Annotated in this window: 18 protein-coding genes; 2 read left to right on the forward strand and 16 right to left on the reverse strand. The window is 44.8% G+C overall.

Annotated features, from left to right (window positions below; all coding sequences use genetic code 11):
- Positions 1–18 precede the first annotated feature (18 nt).
- The 9 genes from hisS to trmJ form a co-directional block, all read right to left on the reverse strand.
- A complete protein-coding gene (gene hisS, locus CAG60_RS07800; protein ID WP_161438681.1) occupies positions 19–1,287 on the reverse strand; it encodes a histidine--tRNA ligase in 1,269 nt (422 codons plus the stop codon).
- Between the two features lie 24 nt (positions 1,288–1,311).
- Positions 1,312–2,436 carry a flavodoxin-dependent (E)-4-hydroxy-3-methylbut-2-enyl-diphosphate synthase gene (gene ispG / locus CAG60_RS07805; protein ID WP_004395841.1) on the reverse strand — a complete coding sequence of 375 codons (1,125 nt, stop codon included), beginning with the start codon at positions 2,434–2,436 and terminating at the stop codon, positions 1,312–1,314.
- Positions 2,437–2,444: 8 nt separating this feature from the next.
- Positions 2,445–3,359 (reverse strand): RodZ domain-containing protein, encoded by a 915-nt coding sequence (locus CAG60_RS07810; RefSeq protein ID WP_161438682.1) that lies wholly within the window; start codon positions 3,357–3,359, stop codon positions 2,445–2,447.
- 559 nt (positions 3,360–3,918) lie between these two features.
- Entirely contained in the window at positions 3,919–5,040 is a 1,122-nt protein-coding gene (locus tag CAG60_RS07815) for a bifunctional tRNA (adenosine(37)-C2)-methyltransferase TrmG/ribosomal RNA large subunit methyltransferase RlmN (RefSeq protein ID WP_161438683.1), read from the reverse strand.
- Between the two features lie 276 nt (positions 5,041–5,316).
- Positions 5,317–5,748 (reverse strand): nucleoside-diphosphate kinase, encoded by a 432-nt coding sequence (gene ndk / locus CAG60_RS07820; RefSeq protein WP_154168978.1) that lies wholly within the window; start codon positions 5,746–5,748, stop codon positions 5,317–5,319.
- Between the two features lie 206 nt (positions 5,749–5,954).
- Entirely contained in the window at positions 5,955–7,247 is a 1,293-nt protein-coding gene (pepB, locus tag CAG60_RS07825; RefSeq protein WP_004395845.1) for an aminopeptidase PepB, read from the reverse strand.
- Between the two features lie 257 nt (positions 7,248–7,504).
- Complete coding sequence (locus tag CAG60_RS07830; RefSeq protein WP_161438684.1) at positions 7,505–8,695, reverse strand: IscS subfamily cysteine desulfurase; 1,191 nt, start codon at positions 8,693–8,695, stop codon at positions 7,505–7,507.
- A 31-nt stretch (positions 8,696–8,726) separates the two neighbouring features.
- Positions 8,727–9,248, reverse strand: a complete 522-nt coding sequence (iscR, locus tag CAG60_RS07835; RefSeq protein ID WP_154168984.1) for a Fe-S cluster assembly transcriptional regulator IscR — start codon at positions 9,246–9,248, stop codon at positions 8,727–8,729.
- Positions 9,249–9,373: 125 nt separating this feature from the next.
- Positions 9,374–10,102, reverse strand: coding sequence for a tRNA (cytosine(32)/uridine(32)-2'-O)-methyltransferase TrmJ (trmJ, locus tag CAG60_RS07840; protein WP_154168985.1), 729 nt, complete (start codon positions 10,100–10,102; stop codon positions 9,374–9,376).
- Positions 10,103–10,426: 324 nt separating this feature from the next.
- Here trmJ and suhB point away from each other — a divergent pair, with 324 nt between their 5' ends.
- Positions 10,427–11,230 carry an inositol-1-monophosphatase gene (suhB, locus tag CAG60_RS07845; RefSeq protein WP_158137942.1) on the forward strand — a complete coding sequence of 268 codons (804 nt, stop codon included), beginning with the start codon at positions 10,427–10,429 and terminating at the stop codon, positions 11,228–11,230.
- A gap of 129 nt (positions 11,231–11,359) precedes the next feature.
- Here the strand turns inward: suhB and secF are convergent, their stop codons facing one another.
- The 5 genes from secF to queA form a co-directional block, all read right to left on the reverse strand.
- The gene (gene secF / locus CAG60_RS07850) at positions 11,360–12,307 is read right to left on the reverse strand and encodes a protein translocase subunit SecF (protein ID WP_154168987.1); all 948 of its coding nucleotides are present in this window, start codon (positions 12,305–12,307) and stop codon (positions 11,360–11,362) included.
- Between the two features lie 14 nt (positions 12,308–12,321).
- Entirely contained in the window at positions 12,322–14,175 is a 1,854-nt protein-coding gene (secD, locus tag CAG60_RS07855; RefSeq protein ID WP_083797767.1) for a protein translocase subunit SecD, read from the reverse strand.
- A 21-nt stretch (positions 14,176–14,196) separates the two neighbouring features.
- The gene (gene yajC / locus CAG60_RS07860) at positions 14,197–14,529 is read right to left on the reverse strand and encodes a preprotein translocase subunit YajC (protein WP_072668776.1); all 333 of its coding nucleotides are present in this window, start codon (positions 14,527–14,529) and stop codon (positions 14,197–14,199) included.
- A 113-nt stretch (positions 14,530–14,642) separates the two neighbouring features.
- Positions 14,643–15,782, reverse strand: a complete 1,140-nt coding sequence (gene tgt, locus CAG60_RS07865) for a tRNA guanosine(34) transglycosylase Tgt (protein ID WP_154168989.1) — start codon at positions 15,780–15,782, stop codon at positions 14,643–14,645.
- Between the two features lie 49 nt (positions 15,783–15,831).
- Positions 15,832–16,884: a tRNA preQ1(34) S-adenosylmethionine ribosyltransferase-isomerase QueA gene (queA, locus tag CAG60_RS07870; RefSeq protein WP_004395855.1), complete on the reverse strand. Its 1,053-nt coding sequence runs from the start codon at positions 16,882–16,884 to the stop codon at positions 15,832–15,834.
- Between the two features lie 298 nt (positions 16,885–17,182).
- Between queA and CAG60_RS07875 the strand changes: the two genes are divergently transcribed.
- Complete coding sequence (locus CAG60_RS07875; RefSeq protein WP_154168993.1) at positions 17,183–17,653, forward strand: CBS domain-containing protein; 471 nt, start codon at positions 17,183–17,185, stop codon at positions 17,651–17,653.
- Positions 17,654–17,832: 179 nt separating this feature from the next.
- Here the strand turns inward: CAG60_RS07875 and aceA are convergent, their stop codons facing one another.
- On the reverse strand, positions 17,833–19,143 hold the full coding sequence (aceA, locus tag CAG60_RS07880; RefSeq protein WP_154168995.1) for an isocitrate lyase: 1,311 nt from the start codon (positions 19,141–19,143) through the stop codon (positions 17,833–17,835).
- Positions 19,144–19,279: 136 nt separating this feature from the next.
- Positions 19,280–20,917 (reverse strand): malate synthase A, encoded by a 1,638-nt coding sequence (gene aceB / locus CAG60_RS07885; RefSeq protein WP_161438685.1) that lies wholly within the window; start codon positions 20,915–20,917, stop codon positions 19,280–19,282.
- Positions 20,918–21,174 lie beyond the last annotated feature (257 nt).

Raw genomic sequence — 21,174 nt, forward strand, 5'->3', positions numbered from 1 at the left:
AATCTCAAAAACATGCGTTTAAACGAGATGAGCCAATTGGCTAGCAATATCAGTTTGAGATAACGTGGTTTGCTGACCACCAAGTAAATCTTTTAGTACTACCGTCTTTTCAGCGATCTCGTTTTCACCAAGTACCAGAGCGACCGCAGCACCAACTTTATCTGCACGTTTAAATTGTTTTTTGAAGTTACCACCACCACAGTGGTTCATCACACGTAAACCCGGAACTTGCTCACGCAGTTGCTCAGCGAGTTTCATTCCAGCCATGGTGGTACCTTCACCCGCCGTGACAATATAAACGTCTACGCTACGCCGCACCTCTGTATTACCTAAGGTTTCCATCATCAATACCAGACGCTCAAGTCCCATCGCAAAACCAACTGCCGGAGTCGCTTTCCCTCCGAGCTGTTCAACTAAACCATCATAGCGGCCACCGCCACACACAGTGCCCTGAGAGCCTAAGCTTTCTGTTATCCATTCAAAAACCGTTCGATTGTAATAATCTAATCCACGCACTAAACGTTGATTAACGGTGTATTCGATACCTGCCGCGTCAAGAAGTTCACACAAACCGCTAAAATGTTGTTTCGATTCGGCATCTAAGTAATCAGCCAATTCGGGCGCATCGCCAAGTATCGCTTGAACGTCTGGATTTTTACTGTCAAGTACACGCAATGGATTGGTATACATGCGGCGTTTACAATCTTCATCCAATACGTCTTGATGTTGTTCTAAATACTCAATCAACGCGCTGCGATAATCCGCGCGAGCCGCTAATGAACCAATCGAATTCAGCTCTAGTCGCACATGCTCAGAAATACCAAGTTCACGCCATAGACGTGCTGTCATCATGATAAGCTCGGCATCAACATCTGGGCCATCGATACCAAATACTTCAACGCCACATTGGTGGAACTGACGATAGCGACCTTTCTGAGGACGCTCATGACGGAACATTGGTCCGATATACCATAAACGCTGCTCTTGGTTATACAGCAGGCCATGTTCAATTCCTGCACGAACGCAACCGGCTGTTCCTTCAGGACGAAGGCTTAAGCTATCGCCATTACGGTCAGCAAAGGTGTACATCTCTTTTTCAACCACATCGGTCACTTCACCAATAGCGCGGCTAAAAAGTGGCGTCATTTCCACGATGGGCATACGCACTTCGCTATAGCCATAGGCACTAACGACATTTTTAACTGCGTTCTCCACTTTTTGCCAAAGTGGAGATTGAGTCGGGAGGCAGTCGTTCATGCCTCGAATTGCTTGAATAGTCTTTGCCAAAATATTTACCGTAATATCATGAGGTTAATCTTGCTCGATTTGCTGAATAGCAATACGATTTTTCGTGTCTAACTGAGCTGCTTTTGAACGGATTCTAGCTTCGAGCTGAGCAACGAGATCGTCATTATCAAAGCGCTCTTTCTGACGAACACCATCTTCATAGAAGGCACTTTTTTTATTACTACCAGCCAATCCTAAGTGGGAGACTTCTGCCTCACCAGGGCCGTTGACGACACAACCAATGATCGAGACATCCATTGGGGTTAACACATCTTCCAAACGCTGCTCAAGTGCGTTAACCGTACTGATCACATCAAATTCCTGACGAGAACAACTTGGACAAGCGATAAAGTTGATCCCACGAGAGCGAATGCGCAGTGATTTCAGAATATCAAAACCGACTTTAATCTCTTCAACAGGATCGGCAGCTAAAGAAATCCGTAGCGTATCACCGATACCTTCAGCCAACAGCATCCCTAAACCAACTGCCGATTTAACTGAACCCGCTCGGGCACCACCCGCTTCGGTGATCCCTAAATGAAGAGGTTGATCGATTTGTTTAGCCAATAACCGATAGGAATCTACTGCTAGAAAAACATCCGAAGCTTTAACACTGACTTTGAACTGATCGAAGTTTAGCCTGTCGAGAATATCGACATGGCGCATCGCAGATTCAACCAGAGCTTCAGGTGTCGGTTCACCATATTTAAGCTGAAGGTCTTTTTCTAATGAACCACCATTAACGCCGATTCGAATCGGAATGCCTTTATCACGGGCGCAATCGACTACCGAGCGGATCCGAGCTTCATTACCGATATTACCAGGGTTAATCCGTAAACAATCAACACCATACTCGGCCACTTTTAAAGCGATTCGATAGTCAAAATGAATATCTGCCACTAAAGGAATCGAGACCTGTTGCTTAATTAACTTAAATGCTTCGGCAGCATCCATAGTAGGAACCGAGACACGGACAATATCGGCCCCGACTTTCTCCAACGCTTTTATTTGAGCGACGGTCGCAGCCACATCTGTGGTTCTGGTGTTAGTCATGGATTGTACGGCGATAGGCGCGCCATCGCCAATAGGTACGTTACCCACATAAATACGTGTAGAGGGGCGACGCTTAATAGGAGACTTGTGTTGCATAATTTCGTCTAAGGTAAGGTGAATCTAGCTACTCTGCCTGAAGTATACCCAGAAAGGTCGACAGGTTCACTCGCAAATGTGACAGAAACACCTTCTGGTGCTCCAAGAATGACACTAATCGGGGTTTCACCACGCACATTGATCGATTGGCCGGCTTTTTTAACGCCGGTAGACAGCGTTTTGCCAGTGGCATCTTTAACTTGAATCCAACAATCAGCGCTAAAAGTCATGCTGAGCAAATTACTCTCGTCAGCGTTGACCGGCGTATTTTCGGTGATAGCTGGTGTAATGGATGGCTCCGCTTCTAGCATAGGCTCAACACGACTATCGTTGACGGCGGCCTCTTCCTCTTCTGCTTGCTCAACCGCTGATACCTCATTACCGACAGTCAGGTCACTCACCGTCGGTAGCTGATCCAAAATAGGGTCGGCCGACGAAGACTGCGGATTGGTTTGCTCAGTAATCAATGAACTGCGCTCACTCGATGAAGTGAGATTATTGTGTTGGTTATTCTGCCACCACCACAGTGATGACATACCAATAATCACCAATACAATAACCCAAGTGATCAACATGATACGACTATCGTGCTGATCACGTTTCGTTTTTTTAGAAAAGCTTTGCATCTTCTGCTCTTGAGGCTCAATCACATAGTGCACCTCATAAGCTTCGACGACTTCAGCAGCCGAGAGTCCGACGGCTTTAGCATAAGAACGCAGATAACCACGAGTAAAGGTTGCCACCAAATCAGAATCAAATTGGTTATCTTCAATGTTACGAATAATCGCCACCCGCAAACGTAAGCGATCGGCCACTTGCTTTTGACTCAATCCTAAAGCTTCACGTTTCTGCTTAAGCAGCGTACCAGGTTGTTGAACGTTCGGCGTTTCGTCAACGATAGTCTCTTCTTGCTGTGTATTCATCCGCGCTATCAATCTCTTTTATTCGTGTTCGAACCGAAGCCTACGCTGTTATTTTTGTCTCTATTCGTTAGTCGCGTTTAAGCTATCAGTGTTCCAACAGGGAAAATGGTTTCATCCAATTCACTTAAGTTTCGATAATACTAACTTCCAGACCAATTTTGCTTATACAGCGAGGAAATTGCATTATCACTCATCAAGTAAGTTGGATATCACGTTTGTTCGATTCGACCACTACATCGAATGGGCTCTTATTAAATCATTCTAATGGATCTTAGGCGGTAAACAACATTGATTTGAAAAAGAAATTACAGCTAGGTCAAGATTTTTCGTTAAATTGACATAAAAAAGCCATAATTGGCCACTACCAGCAAAGAAATTCACTATGCATCAAAACACCTTAAGCGGTCTGTTTCAGTCAATAGCCTGATAGCGTTGGCTTGATCGATAACCGCCTAAACACCAGATATCACCGCATCTATAAACTCACAAATAAGCTTATCCTGCCTGCGTTTTTTACTAACAATAACGCCAGCGAAAAGGCTGGCGTTATTAGAAAGGTTTATATCGTTTTAACCGGAATAATATCATCAGGCTGCTGCTTTAATTTCGTCCGTTTGGTTCTGTCTATTACATCACCAACTAACTGACCGCAGGCAGCGTCAATATCATCACCACGTGTTTTACGTATTGTCACAGTATGCTCATATTGCATTAAGGTTTTCTGAAAACGATCAATGCGTGAATTACTGGGTTTTTTATACGGTGAACCTGGATAAGGATTAAACGGGATCAGGTTAATTTTACAAGGCGTCCCTTTCATCAACTGAGCCAGCTCATGCGCATGTTCAGTGCCATCATTCACATGATCCAACAAAACATATTCGACGGTTACTTTACCGCGATTGGCGTTAGAAGAGGCAATATAACGGCGCACTGAAGCAAGAAAATCTTGAATATCCCAGCGATCATTAATCGGCATAATTTCGCTGCGTAGTTTATCGTTAGGTGCATGAAGTGAAATCGCTAAGGCAACGTCAATTTGCCCGGTCATTTGATCTAAACCAGAAACGACACCTGAAGTAGAGACCGTCACACGACGTTTCGACAAACCAAAACCGAGATCATCAAGCATAAGTTCTAACGCAGGAATGAGGTTTTTCATATTGAGCAACGGCTCACCCATGCCCATCATCACCACGTTGGTGATCGGACGGCGGCCTGTTTCTTTTTCCAAACCAATTTCACGTGCTGCACGCCAAACCTGACCAATAATTTCCGAAACGCGTAAATTACGGTTAAACCCTTGCTGAGCGGTTGAACAAAACTTACATTCCAGCGCACAACCAACTTGTGAAGAGACACACAATGTGGCGCGATCTTCCTCGGGAATATAGACGGTTTCGACATCTTGATCTCCGACTCGCATTGCCCATTTAATCGTGCCATCACTGGAGTATTGAGCATCGGAAACGTAAGGCGCTCGAATCTCACAGTGAGTCTGTAATTTCTCACGTAGGTTTTTGTTAATGTTGGTCATTTTTTCGAAGTCATCACAACCGAAGTGATAAATCCACTTCATGATTTGATCAGCTCGAAACGCTTTTTCACCCAATTCTTCTGCGAAATAAGTACGTAAGCCTTTGCGATCAAAATCGAGCAGATTGACTTTTTCAGTGGTCATGTGGCCTCTCCAAGATGGAACTAGAATTAAGGGCGCGAATTGTACAGCCTTTATTCAATGACAACAAGCACAGTAAAACCCTGAATTTTTTGCGACATTGTTGGGATAGGAAAGCGGTTCTAGTCGATGATTAATCCCTGATGAGACAGGACTCATCAGGGGTCACCAATAAACACGGGGATTAACTATTTACCTTCAGCTTAACGCTTACTTTATACCGTGGTAAAAGCCATCCAGCTCTGAGTCTTGATGGTGCCATTTAGGTTCTACGGCAACTCACTCACTGCGTGGGCAAATTTCAGCGTCGGGAAAAAAGAATTCAATTTCACGAGCTGCCGAAATAGGACTATCGCTGCCGTGTACAGAGTTATAACGCATACTCAGCGCGTAATCAGCGCGTATCGTGCCACATGCCGCTTCTTCCGGATTAGTTTTACCCATTAATTCACGGTAACGAGCAATCGCATTTTCTCCCTCTAACACTTGGACCATGATCGGACCTGATGTCATAAAGGCTTTTAGATCATTAAAGAACGCTTTTCCTTCGTGCTCAGCATAAAAACCGCTCGCTTGATCTTCGGTTAAATGAACCATTTTTGCCGCGATAATTCTCAATCCCGCTTTTTCTATACGATGGTAAATCTCGCCGATTAAGTTACGCTTTACCGCGTCAGGTTTGATAATTGAAAATGTTCTTTCAAGAGCCATAAGATGTCCTTTTTGGATTTTGATAGTAAATAGTAAGGCTAATTGATACGTACTCCAATCGCTTGCTGCTACCTTTAGCGACAGATGAGTCACTCCCTAACCACATAGATAACCATGTCATAGGAGCTACTCAACGCCGTCAATACCGCTGTAATAGCAAAAAAGAGTACAAAACGGGGCAATCAACGCTGCCCCTTGGTTACTTATTATTTGGCCTGATCTAATAAAATACGCGCAACGGTCTTAACGCCCATCGCTGTTGCCCCAGCGGCCCATTTATCACTGGCGGATTTACGATACGTTCCCGCGCAATCGACATGTAGCCAGCCTTGCTGGTAATCGTCAACAAAGTAGGATAAGAAAGCCGCTGCCGTACTTGCACCCGGTGAATAATCACCAGAACAAATATTGGAGAGATCAGCAAAGTTCGAGGGCAACATATCACGGTGAAAATCAGCTAATGGCAGAGCCCATAATCCTTCATGCTCTTCTTGAGCTGCATTGAGCGCTTGTTGACTCAAAGCTTGGTCGAAGCTCAGTAATGCGTGGTAATCATTACCTAACGCATTTTTTGCAGCTCCCGTTAACGTTGCACAATCGATGATCAATTGTGGTTTTTGCTCTGAAGCGTAAATCAAACCATCAGCTAAGACTAACCGCCCTTCTGCGTCAGTATTCATAATTTCAACGGTTTTGCCGTTTTTATAGGTGATCACATCACCCAATTTTAATGCACGGCCAGATACCATGTTCTCAGCACAGCACAAAATGAGCTTAACGCGTTTATTCAAACCGCGCATGATAGCCAGACCCAGGGCTCCGGTGATGGTTCCTGCTCCGCCCATATCCGCTTTCATCGAAGACATAAAATTAGACGGTTTTAAACTATAGCCACCAGAGTCAAAGGTAATGCCTTTGCCAACTAAGCAGGCAAATACAGGAGCATTATCATCGCCCGTTGGGTTGTAGTCTAATTGCAACATGGCAGAAGTGCGCTCAGAACCTCGACCTACCGCATAAATGCCTTCCCAATTTTCCGTCAATAGGTCTTTATCTTTTACAATTCGATAAGAGACGTGATCCGGAGCTAGTGACTTAATAAACTCGGCAGCCATGGTCGCTAATTGACGAGGAGCCACTTCTTCAGCACTTTTATTGATAATATCGCGTGTCCAATCCGCCGCTTTAATCCGTGCTTCAAGTTCAGTTTGATCGGCGCTGGCTAACGACTCCCACTGTAAGGTATTTTTCTTTTTAGGATCACGATAACCTTGGTGAAATGCCCAAATCGTTTCTAAGGTCCATGCTGAACCGGATAAATGTAACGAACGCAATCCTTGGCCATCTAATTTACGCGCAGCACGCTGAATGGCATTGAGATCATTCTCTTTCGATAAATGAATGGTCGCGCCCTGCTCTGAGAATGAGACGAGTGCTTTTTCTCCCCACTGAGGCTGGGCTGACTCTAGACTAATAAATACAGGCATCTGTGTAGACATGGTTTCTCCTTGTCCTATATGGTGTGGCCCTAATAGATATATTCCTTTGTTCCGTTACACTACCGCGCGATTACCGCTCTTGTAACGAGTTGAGAATAACTACTCTCGGATATATCTGAATCACAACGAATAATCAACCTAACGATGTTAACATTTTGTCGCGTAAAAATACCCACTGGATAAAAAAACGGACCATGAGGTCCGCTTATTTTGCTTAAAATTGTTAACTCAACACTGATTTGATGGCTCGCTGCCGACTATATTATTGAGCTTTCTTTGTGCATTTGCCACAAAGGCGACATATTACGCAATTGAGTCACTGCGCTACGAATATGTTCAATCGCATAATCTATTTCATCTTCGGTCGTAAAACGGCCAAATGAAAAACGAAGCGAGCTGTGTGCTAATTCATCATCCAAACCCAGTGCACGCAATACATAAGAAGGCTCTAAGCTAGCCGAGGTACAAGCACTGCCTGAAGAAACCGCAAGATCTTTCAGGGCCATTAACAACGATTCGCCTTCGACAAAAGCAAAACCGAGATTAAGGTTATGAGGAACACGCTGCTCTAAATCACCGTTAATGCTCACAGCTTCGATATCTTGTATGCCATTAAGTAAACGGTCACGCAAGGTTTTAGCATGTTGATAATCATGCTCCATCTCTTGTTTAGCGATGTTAAACGCTTCTCCCATCCCAACAATTTGATGGGTCGCCAGTGTTCCTGAGCGGAAACCGCGCTCATGCCCCCCCCCATGCATCTGTGCTTCAAGATAAATACGCGGCTTGCGACGCACAAAGAGAGCCCCAATACCTTTAGGACCATAAATTTTATGCGCTGAGAGTGAGATAAGATCGACTTTCATTGCTTGTACATCGATCTCAACTTTGCCCGCGGATTGAGCCGCATCAACGTGAAAGATGATATTTCGATCACGACACAGCTCACCAATCGCTGTGATATCCTGAATCACACCAATTTCATTGTTGACATGCATCACCGAGACTAGCACGGTATCATCACGCATGGCGGCTTGTAATTGATTTATATCGATCAATCCACGACGGTCAGGCTGAAGATACGTCACCTCAAAACCTTCCTGTTCTAGCTGGCGAGTAGTATCTAATACTGCTTTATGCTCAGTTTGACAGGTGATGATGTGCTTACCTTGTTTAGCATAAAAGTGCGCCGCACCTTTAATCGCCAAGTTATTCGACTCTGTTGCCCCTGAAGTAAAAACAATTTCACGCGGATCGGCATTAATAAGTTCAGCAACTTGTTCACGCGCCGTATCCACCGCTTCTTCTGCCTGCCAGCCATAACGATGCGATCGAGAAGCAGGATTACCAAACGTCCCATCCATCGTCATATGCTGAATCATCTTTTCGGCCACGCGCGGATCAACCGGACAGGTGGCCGAATAGTCTAAATAAATAGGCAGTTTCATTTTTTATTTTACTCCAGTGTAAACATTGCCGCTATGAGCGAACGTTAAGACCAAAGGAGGCTGCACCAATAGTGACAGATTGAGAATGCTTATTGCCATTCCCTTGGTTCGCCGCAAGGTTCATACCTTGACGGTCAGAAATTTGTAAGACTTCGTTATCAACCATCAACTCACCGAGTGTGATGTTATTTAAGAAGTCGCTAATACGTGAGCTGAGGTCACACCATAACGTGTGAGTAAGACAACGAGTGCCACCTTGGCAATCACCTTTACCATGGCATTTCGTCGCATCGACAGATTCATCCACCGCCGCGATAACCGTACCAATAGAAATGGTACTCGCTTCTGCGCCTAAACGATAACCACCGCCAGGACCACGAACACTAGCAACCAAGCCAGCTTTACGTAATTTAGAAAATAGCTGCTCTAGATAAGACAGGGAAATACCTTGTCGCTCTGAAATGTCCGCTAGAGGTACTGGGTTTTGCTGCGAATTTAGCGCCACATCTAACATGGCGGTTACCGCGTATCTTCCTTTAGATGTTAATCTCATATTACACCATATCCACATCGATTATGTGGTTGAGATTCTTCCATACCCGACTAATTCAGTCAAGTATTTAATTGACTGAATTACTCAGGTATTTAACCTTAAATTAATCAGGTGATTAGCGACAATTAAGGCAGGCGCATTTTTTTCTCTACTGCAGTCAATACGCCACGTAAGATATTAATTTCTTGCGCTTCAGGGCGAGCTCGGCTGAATAATCGACGGAGCTTGTTCATTACCTGCCCTGGCTGTGAAGGGGAAATAAACTCACTTTCCAACAACACTCGCTCTAGATGCTGATAAAATCGGTCCAGTTCTTGATGACGAGGATAGTCCACCACTGTCGGTGATGAAAACTCACTCTGTTGATGTGTTAAATGAGCAACGCGAATCTCGTAACATAACGTTTGCACGGCCATCGCTAAGTTTAATGAGCTGTATTCGGGGTTAGCAGGAATGCATACATGATAATGACAAAGCTGTAACTCTTCATTGGTTAAGCCTGTTCTTTCACGACCAAATACTACCGCAACAGGATGGGTTTGACCTTCAATCGCAAATTGTTCGCCACACTGACGAGGATCAAGCATCGGCCACTCTAATGTACGTGAACGGGCGCTGCTACCAACGACTAACCCACACTCAGCAACCGCTTCACTCAGCGTGCTGACGATCTGCGCATTTAACGCAATATCACTGGCACCCGCAGCTAACGCGATTGCTTGAGCATCTACTGCGCATTCAGGTGCGACTAATACCATCTGACTTAGGCCCATCACTTTCATCGCTCTAGCCGCTGAACCAATGTTTCCTGAATGTGATGTGCCCACTAAAACGATTTTAACATTGTCTAACATGACGTTAATTTACCATCAATCTATCGCTAATCTCGCCGTCGATGATGACACTCACTCGTTGATTCGCGTTGACGAGCGAGTCCATCTTAACTTTAACGGTATTAAATTGGCTTGAAGGGTTGGCTAAGTAACTCGAGAATAATCCATACAAAAACGGTTACTTGGCGTTCGTTGTTCGATAATAACATAAAGAAAAATGAAATGATCAGGCCCGTTGTCGGCCGAACCATTAAGCGAGCAAAAAATAACCACTTCCTTTTTGGTATGATTTTGCTATAATCCGCTCCGCTTTTTTCGTTCTTTAACATCCGTTGGGAAACTCGTATGCATCCAATGCTAAACATTGCTATTCGCGCTGCGCGAAAAGCAGGTAATCATATTGCTAAATCTCTAGAAAACGCTGACAAAATTGAATCCTTTCAAAAAGGAAGCAATGACTTTGTTACTAATGTCGACAAAGAAGCGGAAGCGCTAATCATTGCTACCATCCAAAGCTCTTACCCTGAGCACTGCATTATTGCCGAAGAAGGCGGTCTTATCGAAGGTAAAGATAAAGACGTACAATGGATCATCGACCCACTGGATGGAACCAATAACTTCGTGAAAGGTATCCCTCATTTTGCGGTATCGATTGCCGTAAGAATGAACGGTCGCACCGAAGTTGCCTGTGTTTATGACCCAATGTTAAATGAACTATTTACTGCTCAACGTGGCTCTGGTGCTCAATTAAACAATGGTCGTATTCGCGTTAAGCCATTGAAAGATCTGCAAGGGGCTATCCTTGCGACTGGTTTCCCATTTAAGCAAAAACAACATTCTGAATCTTACCTAAAAATTATTTCTTCTTTGTTTGTTGAGTGCGCTGATTTTCGTCGTACTGGCTCAGCCGCCTTAGATTTATGTTATTTAGCGTCTAACCGTGTCGATGGCTACTTTGAGTTAGGTCTTAAACCATGGGATATGGCGGCAGGCGAACTGATCGCTCGTGAAGCAGGCGCAATTCTGGCCGATTTTGCTGGCGGTACCAATTACATGCAATCAGGCAATATTGTCGGCTCAAGCCCACGTGGTGTAAAAGCGATTTTGCAACACATCCGTGAAAACGGAAACAGTGCGATTTTTAAATAACCGTTCTATTGTCAAACAATCAGCATGGCACCAATCATCCATGCTCGCTTGATAAAAAAACCGCTGAATATTCAGCGGTTTTTTTGTTACTGGTGAAGACGAATCTCACTGTCACCTGTCAACCTTAAGCTAAGGCAACTCATCCAACTCAGCACCCTCTTTTTCTATAGGTGCTGGAATAAGATGCTCACGGGTAATACCAAGCTTTAACGCTAACGCCGAAGCAACGTAGATAGAAGAGTAAGTACCTACCGTGATCCCCAGCAGTAATGCGGTAGCAAAACCATGGATATTCGCACCACCTTGGACAAATAATGCGATCACCACAAACAAGGTCGTGCCTGAAGTAATTAACGTCCGACTGAGTGTTTGCGTAATGGAGCTATTCATTACTTCCGCTGAATCGCCTTTACGCAACTTACGGAAATTCTCACGAATACGGTCAAAGACCACTATCGTATCGTTCAACGAATAGCCGACCACCGTTAGTAAAGCGGCCACGATCGTTAAATCAATTTCGATTTGCAGTAACGAGAAAATACCTAGGGTGATGATTACGTCGTGAGCTAGAGATAATACGGCTCCAGAGGCTAAACGCCATTCAAAACGCATTGAAACGTAAAGCAAAATACAGATCAATGAGGCTAAAATAGCTAAGCCTCCCGCTTCTGCCAGCTCATCACCAACGTTAGGACCAACAAACTCGATCCGGCGCATCTCAACGCTTTCACCCGTTCCCTCTTTGATGGCATTCAGAATTTGGTTACCGAGCGTTTCTCCAGCGACCCCTTCACGAGGGCGCAAACGGACCATTACATCACGTGCTGAACCAAAGTTTTGTACTGTTGCATCACCAAATCCACGCTCATCAAGAGCATGGCGAATTTTCTCCAGATTCGCAGGCTCGGCAAAACCCACTTCTATCAGTGTTCCGCCAGTGAAGTCCAATCCCCAGTTTAACCATTTGGTGGATAAGGTAAAAATTGACGCGCCAATCATCAATAGCGATAAGACAAACGTAAACTTTGACCAACGCATAAAGTCGATCGTTTTCTCTGCTTTCAGAATTTGATACATAATGATTCCTAGCCTTAGATCGACAATTTATTAATACGTTTCCCGCCATACAGCAGGTTAACTACACAACGCGTACCGATAATCGCGGTAAACATCGACGTTAAGATACCAATCGATAAAGTAACAGCGAAGCCTTTGATCGCACCAGTACCCACCGCAAACAAAATAATCGCCGTGATCAGCGTCGTGATATTCGCATCAGCAATGGTACTAAACGCATTGGCGTAACCTTGGTGGATCGCTTGTTGCGGATTACGACCTTCACGTAGCTCTTCACGAATACGTTCAAAAATCAGCACGTTAGCATCTACCGCCATACCAACCGTTAACACAATACCGGCAATACCGGGTAAGGTCATGGTTGCTCCGGGAATCATCGACATAATGCCGATAATCAACACTAAGTTGGTCAACAAGGCTAAGTTAGCAATCAAGCCAAACGTACGATAGTAGAGTGCAGTAAAGATCATCACCGCAAACAAACCCCAGATACAAGCTTGAATACCCATGTCGATATTCTGTTGTCCCATTGACGGGCCAATCGTCCGCTCTTCAACGATCGAAATCGGTGCGATTAATGCGCCTGCACGTAGTAATAACGCTAAATTTTGAGCCTCAGCCGCCGAGTTGATGCCGGTGATTCGGAAATTACGCCCCAATGCTGACTGAATCGTCGCTTGGTTGATGACTTCTTCATGCTTTTCTAAAATCACTCGGCCATCGTCGGTCCTTTCACCACTGTCTCGATATTCAGCAAATACCGTTGCCATCAGCTTACCAATATTATTTCTTGAGAAAGCCGACATCTTACTGCCACCTTCACTATCAAGAGAAATATTGACCTGTGGGCGACCGTATTCGTCGGCACTTGAACTGGCGTCAGTAATACTTGAACCACCCAAAATGACTCGACGTTTTAAAACAACAGGACGACCATCACGATCCAGTTTAATTTCACTACCTGCAGGCACTCGACCTGCCGCTGCGGCAGCCAGATCAGCCGTAGCGTCGACTTCACGAAACTCAAGGGTTGCCGTCGCACCTAAAATTTCTTTCGCACGTGCAGTATCCTGTACGCCAGGTAATTCAACCACAATCCGACTCGCGCCTTGACGCTGAACTAAAGGTTCTGCAACCCCTAATTCATTGACACGATTGCGTAAAATAGTGATATTTTGCTCAACCGCGTAGTTGCGAATCTCTTGTAAACGGGCGTCTGTAAATTTGGCTACCAAGAGGAAGCGCCCATCACGATCAGAAGCGGTAAAATTCATATCACGATGATTCGCCTCTAATAGACGGCGAGTTTCTTCAAGCTGAGCGGCATCGCGTAAAATGATCTCGACGGAATCCGCTTGACTGCGGATCGCACGGTAGCGGATCTTCTCATCGCGCAATTCACTACGAAAAGCTTCTTCTTGTTGGCTGACTAATCGCTCCATTGCCGCGTCCATGTCCACTTCCATTAAAAAGTGAACTCCGCCGCGTAAATCAAGGCCAAGTTTCATCGGCGCTGCGCCAATGGATTCTAGCCAGCGAGGAGTAGAAGGCGCTAAGTTCAACGCAACAATGGTGTCATTGCCTAAAGCTTCATTAATGATGTCACGAGCACTGATTTGGGTATCAGTGTCATTAAAACGCACCAAAATGGAGCCATTTTCGAAAGCAATGGATTTATGAGAGAGTTGCGCTTTATCGAGCGCTTCAGTGACAGCATCCAGCGTTGACATATCTACAGAGGCGCCACGCGCCCCTGTAACTTGAATAGCCGGATCTTCACCGTAAAGATTAGGAAGTGCGTATAAAGCAGAAATGGTAATGGCAAACACAACCATTAAATACTTCCATAACGGATAACGGTTTAGCACAGCGAGGATCCTCTAGCTGTTTTACAAAGATTTAAGTGTACCTTTTGGTAACACGGCAGAAACGAAGTCTTTTTTGATCACAACTTCATTATTGTTGTTCAATTCAACAGAGATAAAATCGTTATCATCAGCGATTTTAGTGATTCTTCCCACTAAACCACCACTGGTTAAGACTTCATCACCTTTCGCCATTGAGGCCATTAGGCTTTTATGCTCTTTCACTCGTTTAGACTGTGGGCGGTAAATCATAAAATAGAAAATTACCGCAAACATGCCAAGCATGATCAGCATTTCGAAACCACCACCCTGTGATGCACCTTCACCTGCTGCGTGCGCTACAGAAATTAGACTCATTGAGAAACGTCCTCTAAGTTATTGTTTGTAATATTTGTAGGTATTGGGCCGCACTAAGACAAATTCAAGCCATGAATAGACCCTTCAGGATAAATCCATCTCAGTGCTTGCCATTACGCTTGTTCGATTTGTAGCGGCGGCACTTCGCGTTGACGGCGTGCGTAAAACGCTTCTACAAATTGATCAAAGCGATCTTCGTCTATCGCTTTACGAATACTTTCCATCAATCGTTGGTAATAACGTAGATTGTGAATAGTATTCAGACGAGCGCCAAGGATCTCATTACAACGATCCAAATGGTGCAAGTACGACTTAGAATAATTTTTGCAAGTGTAACAGTCACAGTGCGGATCCAGTGGTGTTGTATCTGTTTTATGTACTGCATTACGGATCTTGATCACACCACCGGTCACAAATAGGTGTCCGTTACGAGCATTTCGTGTTGGCATCACACAGTCAAACATATCGACGCCACGACGCACACCTTCTACTAAATCTTCTGGCTTACCCACGCCCATTAAGTAGCGAGGCTTATCTTCAGGCAGCTGAGGGCAGGTGTGTTCTAAAATACGATGCATATCGGGCTTGGGCTCTCCAACCGCAAGGCCACCGACCGCATAACCATCAAAACCGATTTGTGTTAGTCCTTTCACTGACTCATCACGTAAATCTTCGTATACGCCACCCTGAACAATGCCAAACAGTGAATTGGTATTGTTGAGCTTATCAAAATGGTCACGAGAGCGCTGCGCCCAACGTAATGACATTTGCATCGATTTTTTTGCTTCTTCATGCGTCGCAGGGTAAGGCGTACATTCATCGAAAATCATTACGATATCTGAACCTAAATCTTTTTGGATTTCCATCGATTTTTCAGCATCCATAAAGATTTTGTCACCGTTTACAGGGTTGCGAAAATGCACGCCCTCTTCGGTGATTTTGCGAATTTCGCCCAAACTGAAGACTTGGAAACCACCAGAGTCAGTCAGAATCGGGCCTTGCCAATTCATAAAATCGTGCAAATCACCATGCATTTTCATCACTTCTTGGCCTGGACGTAGCCAGAGATGGAAGGTATTACCCAGCAAAATTTCAGCACCCGTTTCTTTAACTTCTTCCGGAGTCATGCCCTTTACTGTGCCATAAGTACCAACAGGCATAAAGGCCGGGGTTTGTACGGTGCCACGTTCAAAGGTCAACTGACCTCGACGCGCATTGCCATTTTTCTTTTTCAGTTCAAACGTTAACTTCACAAAGCCTCCAATGTCAGAGAAACAGTCTGACGATATTAAGGGATCAAGCTTAAGCCTGATTTTTTTCAATAAACATCGCATCACCATAGCTGAAGAAGCGATATTTCTGCTCTACCGCATGCTGATAAGCAGCCATAGTGTGTTCATAACCAGCAAAGGCACTGACTAACATAATCAGCGTCGACTCTGGTAGATGAAAATTGGTGATCAATGCATCAATCAATTGATATTGATAACCAGGGAAAATAAAAATATCCGTGTCACCAAAAAAAGGCGCTAACGCTGTGCCTTTCGCAAGTGCATCTTGCGCTGCACTCTCTAAAGAACGCACCGAGGTTGTCCCAACCGCAATCACTCTGCCACCACGAGCCTTGGTCGCTGCAATTGCCGCAACCACTTCTTCTGGTACTTCAACGTATTCAGCATGCATATGGTGATCATGAATATTTTCCACGCGCACAGGTTGGAAAGTACCCGCGCCGACATGCAAAGTCACATAGGCAAACTCAACGCCTTTAGCTTGAATTTGATCCAATAATGCTTGGTCAAAATGTAGCCCTGCTGTTGGTGCGGCAACGGCGCCCGGCTTTTGATTATAAACCGTTTGATAACGCTCTTTATCGGTTTCTTCATCGGGGCGATCAATGTATGGCGGCAAAGGCATATGACCAATATGGTTTAAGATTTCCAAAACCGTTTGCTGGGCATTAAATCGAATCTCAAACAAGGCATCATGGCGTGCAACCATGGTCGCTAAATATTGGTCCTGCTCACCCAGATATAGTTCCGTCCCCGGCTTAGGCGGCTTGGAACAACGAACATGCGCTAAAATAGAGTGCTCATCGAGCATACGCTCAACCAACACTTCTAATTTACCACCACTGGCTTTACGACCAAATAAACGAGCTGGGATAACACGAGTATTGTTAAAGACTAATAAGTCTCCTGGCTCAATATAATGCAACACATCGGTAAATGTGCCATCAACCCGTTCACCGGTGGTGCCATTTAATCGCAGTAACCGACTATCAGTGCGCTGCGCTTTCGGGTAACGAGCGATTAGCTCATCTGGGAGGTCAAAGTGAAAATCTGAAACTTGCATGGCTCTTTCTTAGTTATTGATAAGGTTAGCGACGGTTCATTTCGCGGCGCAACAGTATATACCCAAGCTCCGGCAAGATACAGGATTGTCAGCAGCTAGGATACGTTCCATCGATTAAGGATTGTAATCAAAAGTGACTTAGCGGCTTCTCAGTTGCGATTACCAGTAAAAGCTGACTTAACTCTCAGATATTAACCACAAACAAACCTATACTAAATATCAACAGACCGCGCGCCACGTTACGTTCATTGGCCAGTTAAACTTGGTTACCGATCATCGAAAGGAAAAGGAGTTGGTTATGATCAAAGTTGAAGACATGATGACTCGCAACCCACATACTTTGTTGCGTACCCACACAATAGCCGACGCCCGAAATATGATGGAAGCATTAGATATTCGTCATATTCCTATTGTCGATGCCAATCGCCGGTTATTAGGCATTATTACTCATCGCGATGTATTGGCAGCACAAGAGTCGAGTCTATACAACAAAATTACCGATACCTCACATACCGAAACGACCCCTTTGTATGAGGTCATGCACACGGGCGTCATGTCGGTCGCTCCACAAGCCGGCCTAAAAGAAAGTGCTATCTACATGCAACGGCATAAAGTTGGCTGTTTACCGGTGGTCAACAAAGGCGAGTTGGTCGGAATCATTACCGATAGCGACTTCGTCGCTATTGCGATCAACTTGCTAGAATTACAAGAAAACAGCGAGCCCGACGAAGTCGATACGGATAACGACTTTGAGCAAGACGTTTTGTAACTGGTCAATAGCTAGCCGATAGAATAGATAAATAAAAAGAGCATGGTGATCAATACCCTTGCTCTTTTTATTTTTGAGATAACTTGCTATCACTCAGACAATTGATTGATGCGATAAATTTATTAAAGTTGCAGTTGTCCCCTGCAACTTTACGTCATCAGATTATCACCATGCAGAAGTTAGAACTGCTCTTCTTCGGTTGAACCGGTTAGCGCAGTGACTGACGATTGGCCACCTTGAATCGTGTTGGTCATTTTATCAAAATAACCCGTGCCCACTTCTTGTTGGTGAGCCACAAACGTATAGCCTTTCTCGGCGGCGGCAAACTCTTTACGCTGAACCATTTCAACATAATGACGCATGCCTTCACCTTGAGCATAGGCATGAGCAAGTTCAAACATGTTAAACCACATGTTATGAATGCCAGCTAAAGTGATAAATTGGTATTTGTAGCCCATATTCGCTAATTCTTGCTGGAATTTGGCGATCGTTTCGGCATCCAGGTTTTTCTCCCAGTTAAACGATGGCGAGCAGTTATAAGCCAAGAGTTGATCAGGGTACTGAGCATGAATCGCTTCAGCAAACTGTCGCGCTTCTTCTAAATCGGGTTTAGCGGTTTCACACCAGATTAAGTCGGCGTAAGGAGCGTAAGCCAAACCACGAGAAATCGCTTGATCGATCCCAGCACGAACACGATAGAAGCCTTCAGCGGTACGCTCACCAACAATAAAATCGGCATCATATGGATCACAATCCGACGTTAATAGATCCGCGGCGTTAGCATCGGTTCGAGCAATCACCAGCGTGGTTGTTCCAGCAACATCAGCAGCCAGACGCGCAGCGACCAATTTTTGCACCGCTTCTTGAGAAGGAACCAGTACCTTGCCGCCCATATGGCCACATTTTTTCACCGACGCCAATTGGTCTTCAAAATGAACCCCTGCCGCACCGGCTTCAATCATCGATTTCATCAGTTCATAAGCATTAAGGACACCGCCAAACCCCGCCTCTGCGTCAGCGACTATTGGTAAAAAGTAATCGATACCCCCTTCATCTTGTGGAGATTTGCCATTTGACCATTGAATTTGATCAGCGCGACGAAACGCATTATTAATGCGTTTAATAACGCTAGGAACCGAATCGACCGGATAGAGCGATTGATCAGGATACATCGTCCCAGCGGTATTATTGTCCGCCGCGACTTGCCAACCTGAAAGGTAAATCGCTTCGATACCAGCCTTCGCTTGTTGGACTGCTTGTCCTCCCGTCAAAGCACCAAGACAGTTAACGTAGCCTTTTTTAGCACTACCGTTTACCAGTTCCCATAATTTATCTGCACCACGCTGGGCTATGGTATTGGCTGGGGTGACTGAGCCCCGTAAATTAACGACATCTTCTGCACTGTATGTCCGCTTAACGTGTTTCCAACGTGGATTCGTTGCCCAATCTTTTTCTAGTGCTTCGATTTGCTGGCGGCGAGTTAATGTCATGTTCTGTCCCTCTTATCATTGGTTTCGCGTGGCTGATGGCACACGCCGATATCGTCCTTTTCGCCACTCACTTCGATTCAGTGAGCTTTGAAGTTCGGTTTCACGTTACTGTTATTTATTATTGGTTAAGACCGTTCTACGCCAAATAGTCGTAGCCCGGGATGGTTAAAAAGTTACCGAGGTCGTCACTGGTGGTGAGACGTTCAATCAATTCAGCTGCTTCGGTAAACCGCCCCTGCTCAAAGCGTGCTTGCCCAACTTCAACTTTAACGACTTCAATTTCTTGAGCTAAGTAATCACGAAATAACGTTTTCGTGACTACTTGTCCGTTATCTAAGGTTTTACCGTGCTGAATCCATTGCCAAATTGAAGCGCGAGAGATCTCTGCGGTCGCTGCATCTTCCATCAAACCATAAATTGGTACACAGCCATTACCAGAAATCCACGCTTCGACGTATTGCAAAGCAACACGAATATTGTGTCGCATGCCTTGCTCGCTCCGTGGGCCATCACAAGGAGCAAGCAGCGCTTCTGCACGGATTGGCGCATCCGATAAGCGAGTCACATCCAGTTGATTACGACGCTCACCCAGCACTTGATTGAAGACCTCCATAGCGGTATCCGCTAATCCGGGATGAGCGACCCAAGTTCCATCATGGCCATTCATCGCTTCCAGCATTTTGTCATGACGGATTTTTTCCAGTACTTGAGCGTTAAGCGCAGGATCTTTGGCAGGAATAAAGGCCGCCATGCCTCCCATGGCAAATGCGCCGCGTCGGTGGCAGGTATAGATCAATAAACGTGAGTAAGCATTCAAAAATGGCTTATCCATCGTCACAACTTGACGGTCAGGCAATACGCGATCAGGGTGTTTTTTCAACGTTTTAATGTAGCTAAAGATATAATCCCAGCGGCCACAGTTGAGCCCCACAATGTGTTCTTTAAGAGCAAAGAGGATTTCATCCATCTGAAACACCGCAGGCAGAGTCTCAATCAACACCGTCGCTTTTATCGTCCCGGTCTCTAAACCAAAATAATCTTCGGTAAAATGGAAGACATCACTCCACCATTGCGCTTCTTGATAAGCTTGGAGTTTCGGTAAATAGAAATAAGGACCACTGCCTTTTTTCAATAACGCTTTATAGTTATTGAAAAAATACAAAGCGAAATCAAATAAAGCCCCGGGAATCGCTTGCTCAGCAAATAGGACATGCTTCTCTTGTAAATGCAGCCCTCGAACCCGACAAATCAACACGGCTGGATCTTCTTTAAGTTGATAGACCTTATCGTTATCTGGATTACGATAACTGATGGTGCCATTCACCGCATCGCGCAAATTCACTTGTCCATCGAGCAGCTTATCCCAAGCGGGTGACATCGAATCTTCAAAATCGGCCATGAAGACTTTAACGTTGGCATTGAGTGCATTGATGACCATTTTACGATCCGTTGGACCGGTAATTTCCACTCTTCGATCTTGCAGATCATTAGGAATACCAAGGATTTTCCAACTGCCTTCACGAATATCGATGGTTTGCTCTAAAAAATCAGGCAGGTGACCTTGATCAATACGCTGCTGTTGCTGTTCGCGCTCATTGAGTAACGTATTCACTCGCGACGCAAAATGACGACACAGCTCAGCTAAAAAGGTTTGGGCTTCAACAGGGAAAATGGTGCTATGTTCCGAGGATAGAGCCCCATTAACAACTAATTGATCGTGATGCTTAGCGTTTTCAATGGCTGATGACGATTTATCGGGGGTTTGAGCAAGCATGGCATCCTTCCTTAGAGAGTATCTTTATCTGTCATTTGTAAATTTAGAACTACAAAAAACACAGTAAGCGTATAACAATAATATTGGCGAGTTGTGTTTATAAGCCTGACTTAATCCATCAATGGGTCAAAGGTAAGTCAGCACGATACAAACCAATAAACTCAAGACAAACATTACCCTATAAGCCATTACAATTAAAGAGCGAAAGTTAACACATCGTTAAATTCAACGTTTTATTCCGTTTCAAACTATCGTTT

Origin of the sequence: Vibrio sp. V33_P6A3T137 (genome assembly GCF_009904835.1) — a bacterium.
GTDB classification, from domain to species: Bacteria; Pseudomonadota; Gammaproteobacteria; order Enterobacterales; family Vibrionaceae; genus Vibrio; species Vibrio metschnikovii.

Excerpts from the sequence above, each read along its gene's own strand:
- ispG (WP_004395841.1), bottom strand. The coding sequence starts at position 2,436 with ATGCAACACAAGTCTCCTATTAAGCGTCGCCCCTCTACACGTATTTAT.
- CAG60_RS07810 (WP_161438682.1), bottom strand. The coding sequence starts at position 3,359 with ATGAATACACAGCAAGAAGAGACTATCGTTGACGAAACGCCGAACGTT.
- CAG60_RS07815 (WP_161438683.1), bottom strand. The coding sequence starts at position 5,040 with ATGACCACTGAAAAAGTCAATCTGCTCGATTTTGATCGCAAAGGCTTA.
- ndk (WP_154168978.1), bottom strand. The coding sequence starts at position 5,748 with ATGGCTCTTGAAAGAACATTTTCAATTATCAAACCTGACGCGGTAAAG.
- pepB (WP_004395845.1), bottom strand. The coding sequence starts at position 7,247 with ATGTCTACACAGATGCCTGTATTTATTAGTCTAGAGTCAGCCCAGCCT.
- CAG60_RS07830 (WP_161438684.1), bottom strand. The coding sequence starts at position 8,695 with ATGAAACTGCCTATTTATTTAGACTATTCGGCCACCTGTCCGGTTGAT.
- iscR (WP_154168984.1), bottom strand. The coding sequence starts at position 9,248 with ATGAGATTAACATCTAAAGGAAGATACGCGGTAACCGCCATGTTAGAT.
- trmJ (WP_154168985.1), bottom strand. The coding sequence starts at position 10,102 with ATGTTAGACAATGTTAAAATCGTTTTAGTGGGCACATCACATTCAGGA.
- suhB (WP_158137942.1), top strand. The coding sequence starts at position 10,427 with ATGCATCCAATGCTAAACATTGCTATTCGCGCTGCGCGAAAAGCAGGT.
- secF (WP_154168987.1), bottom strand. The coding sequence starts at position 12,307 with ATGTATCAAATTCTGAAAGCAGAGAAAACGATCGACTTTATGCGTTGG.
- yajC (WP_072668776.1), bottom strand. The coding sequence starts at position 14,529 with ATGAGTCTAATTTCTGTAGCGCACGCAGCAGGTGAAGGTGCATCACAG.
- queA (WP_004395855.1), bottom strand. The coding sequence starts at position 16,884 with ATGCAAGTTTCAGATTTTCACTTTGACCTCCCAGATGAGCTAATCGCT.
- CAG60_RS07875 (WP_154168993.1), top strand. The coding sequence starts at position 17,183 with ATGATCAAAGTTGAAGACATGATGACTCGCAACCCACATACTTTGTTG.
- aceA (WP_154168995.1), bottom strand. The coding sequence starts at position 19,143 with ATGACATTAACTCGCCGCCAGCAAATCGAAGCACTAGAAAAAGATTGG.
- aceB (WP_161438685.1), bottom strand. The coding sequence starts at position 20,917 with ATGCTTGCTCAAACCCCCGATAAATCGTCATCAGCCATTGAAAACGCT.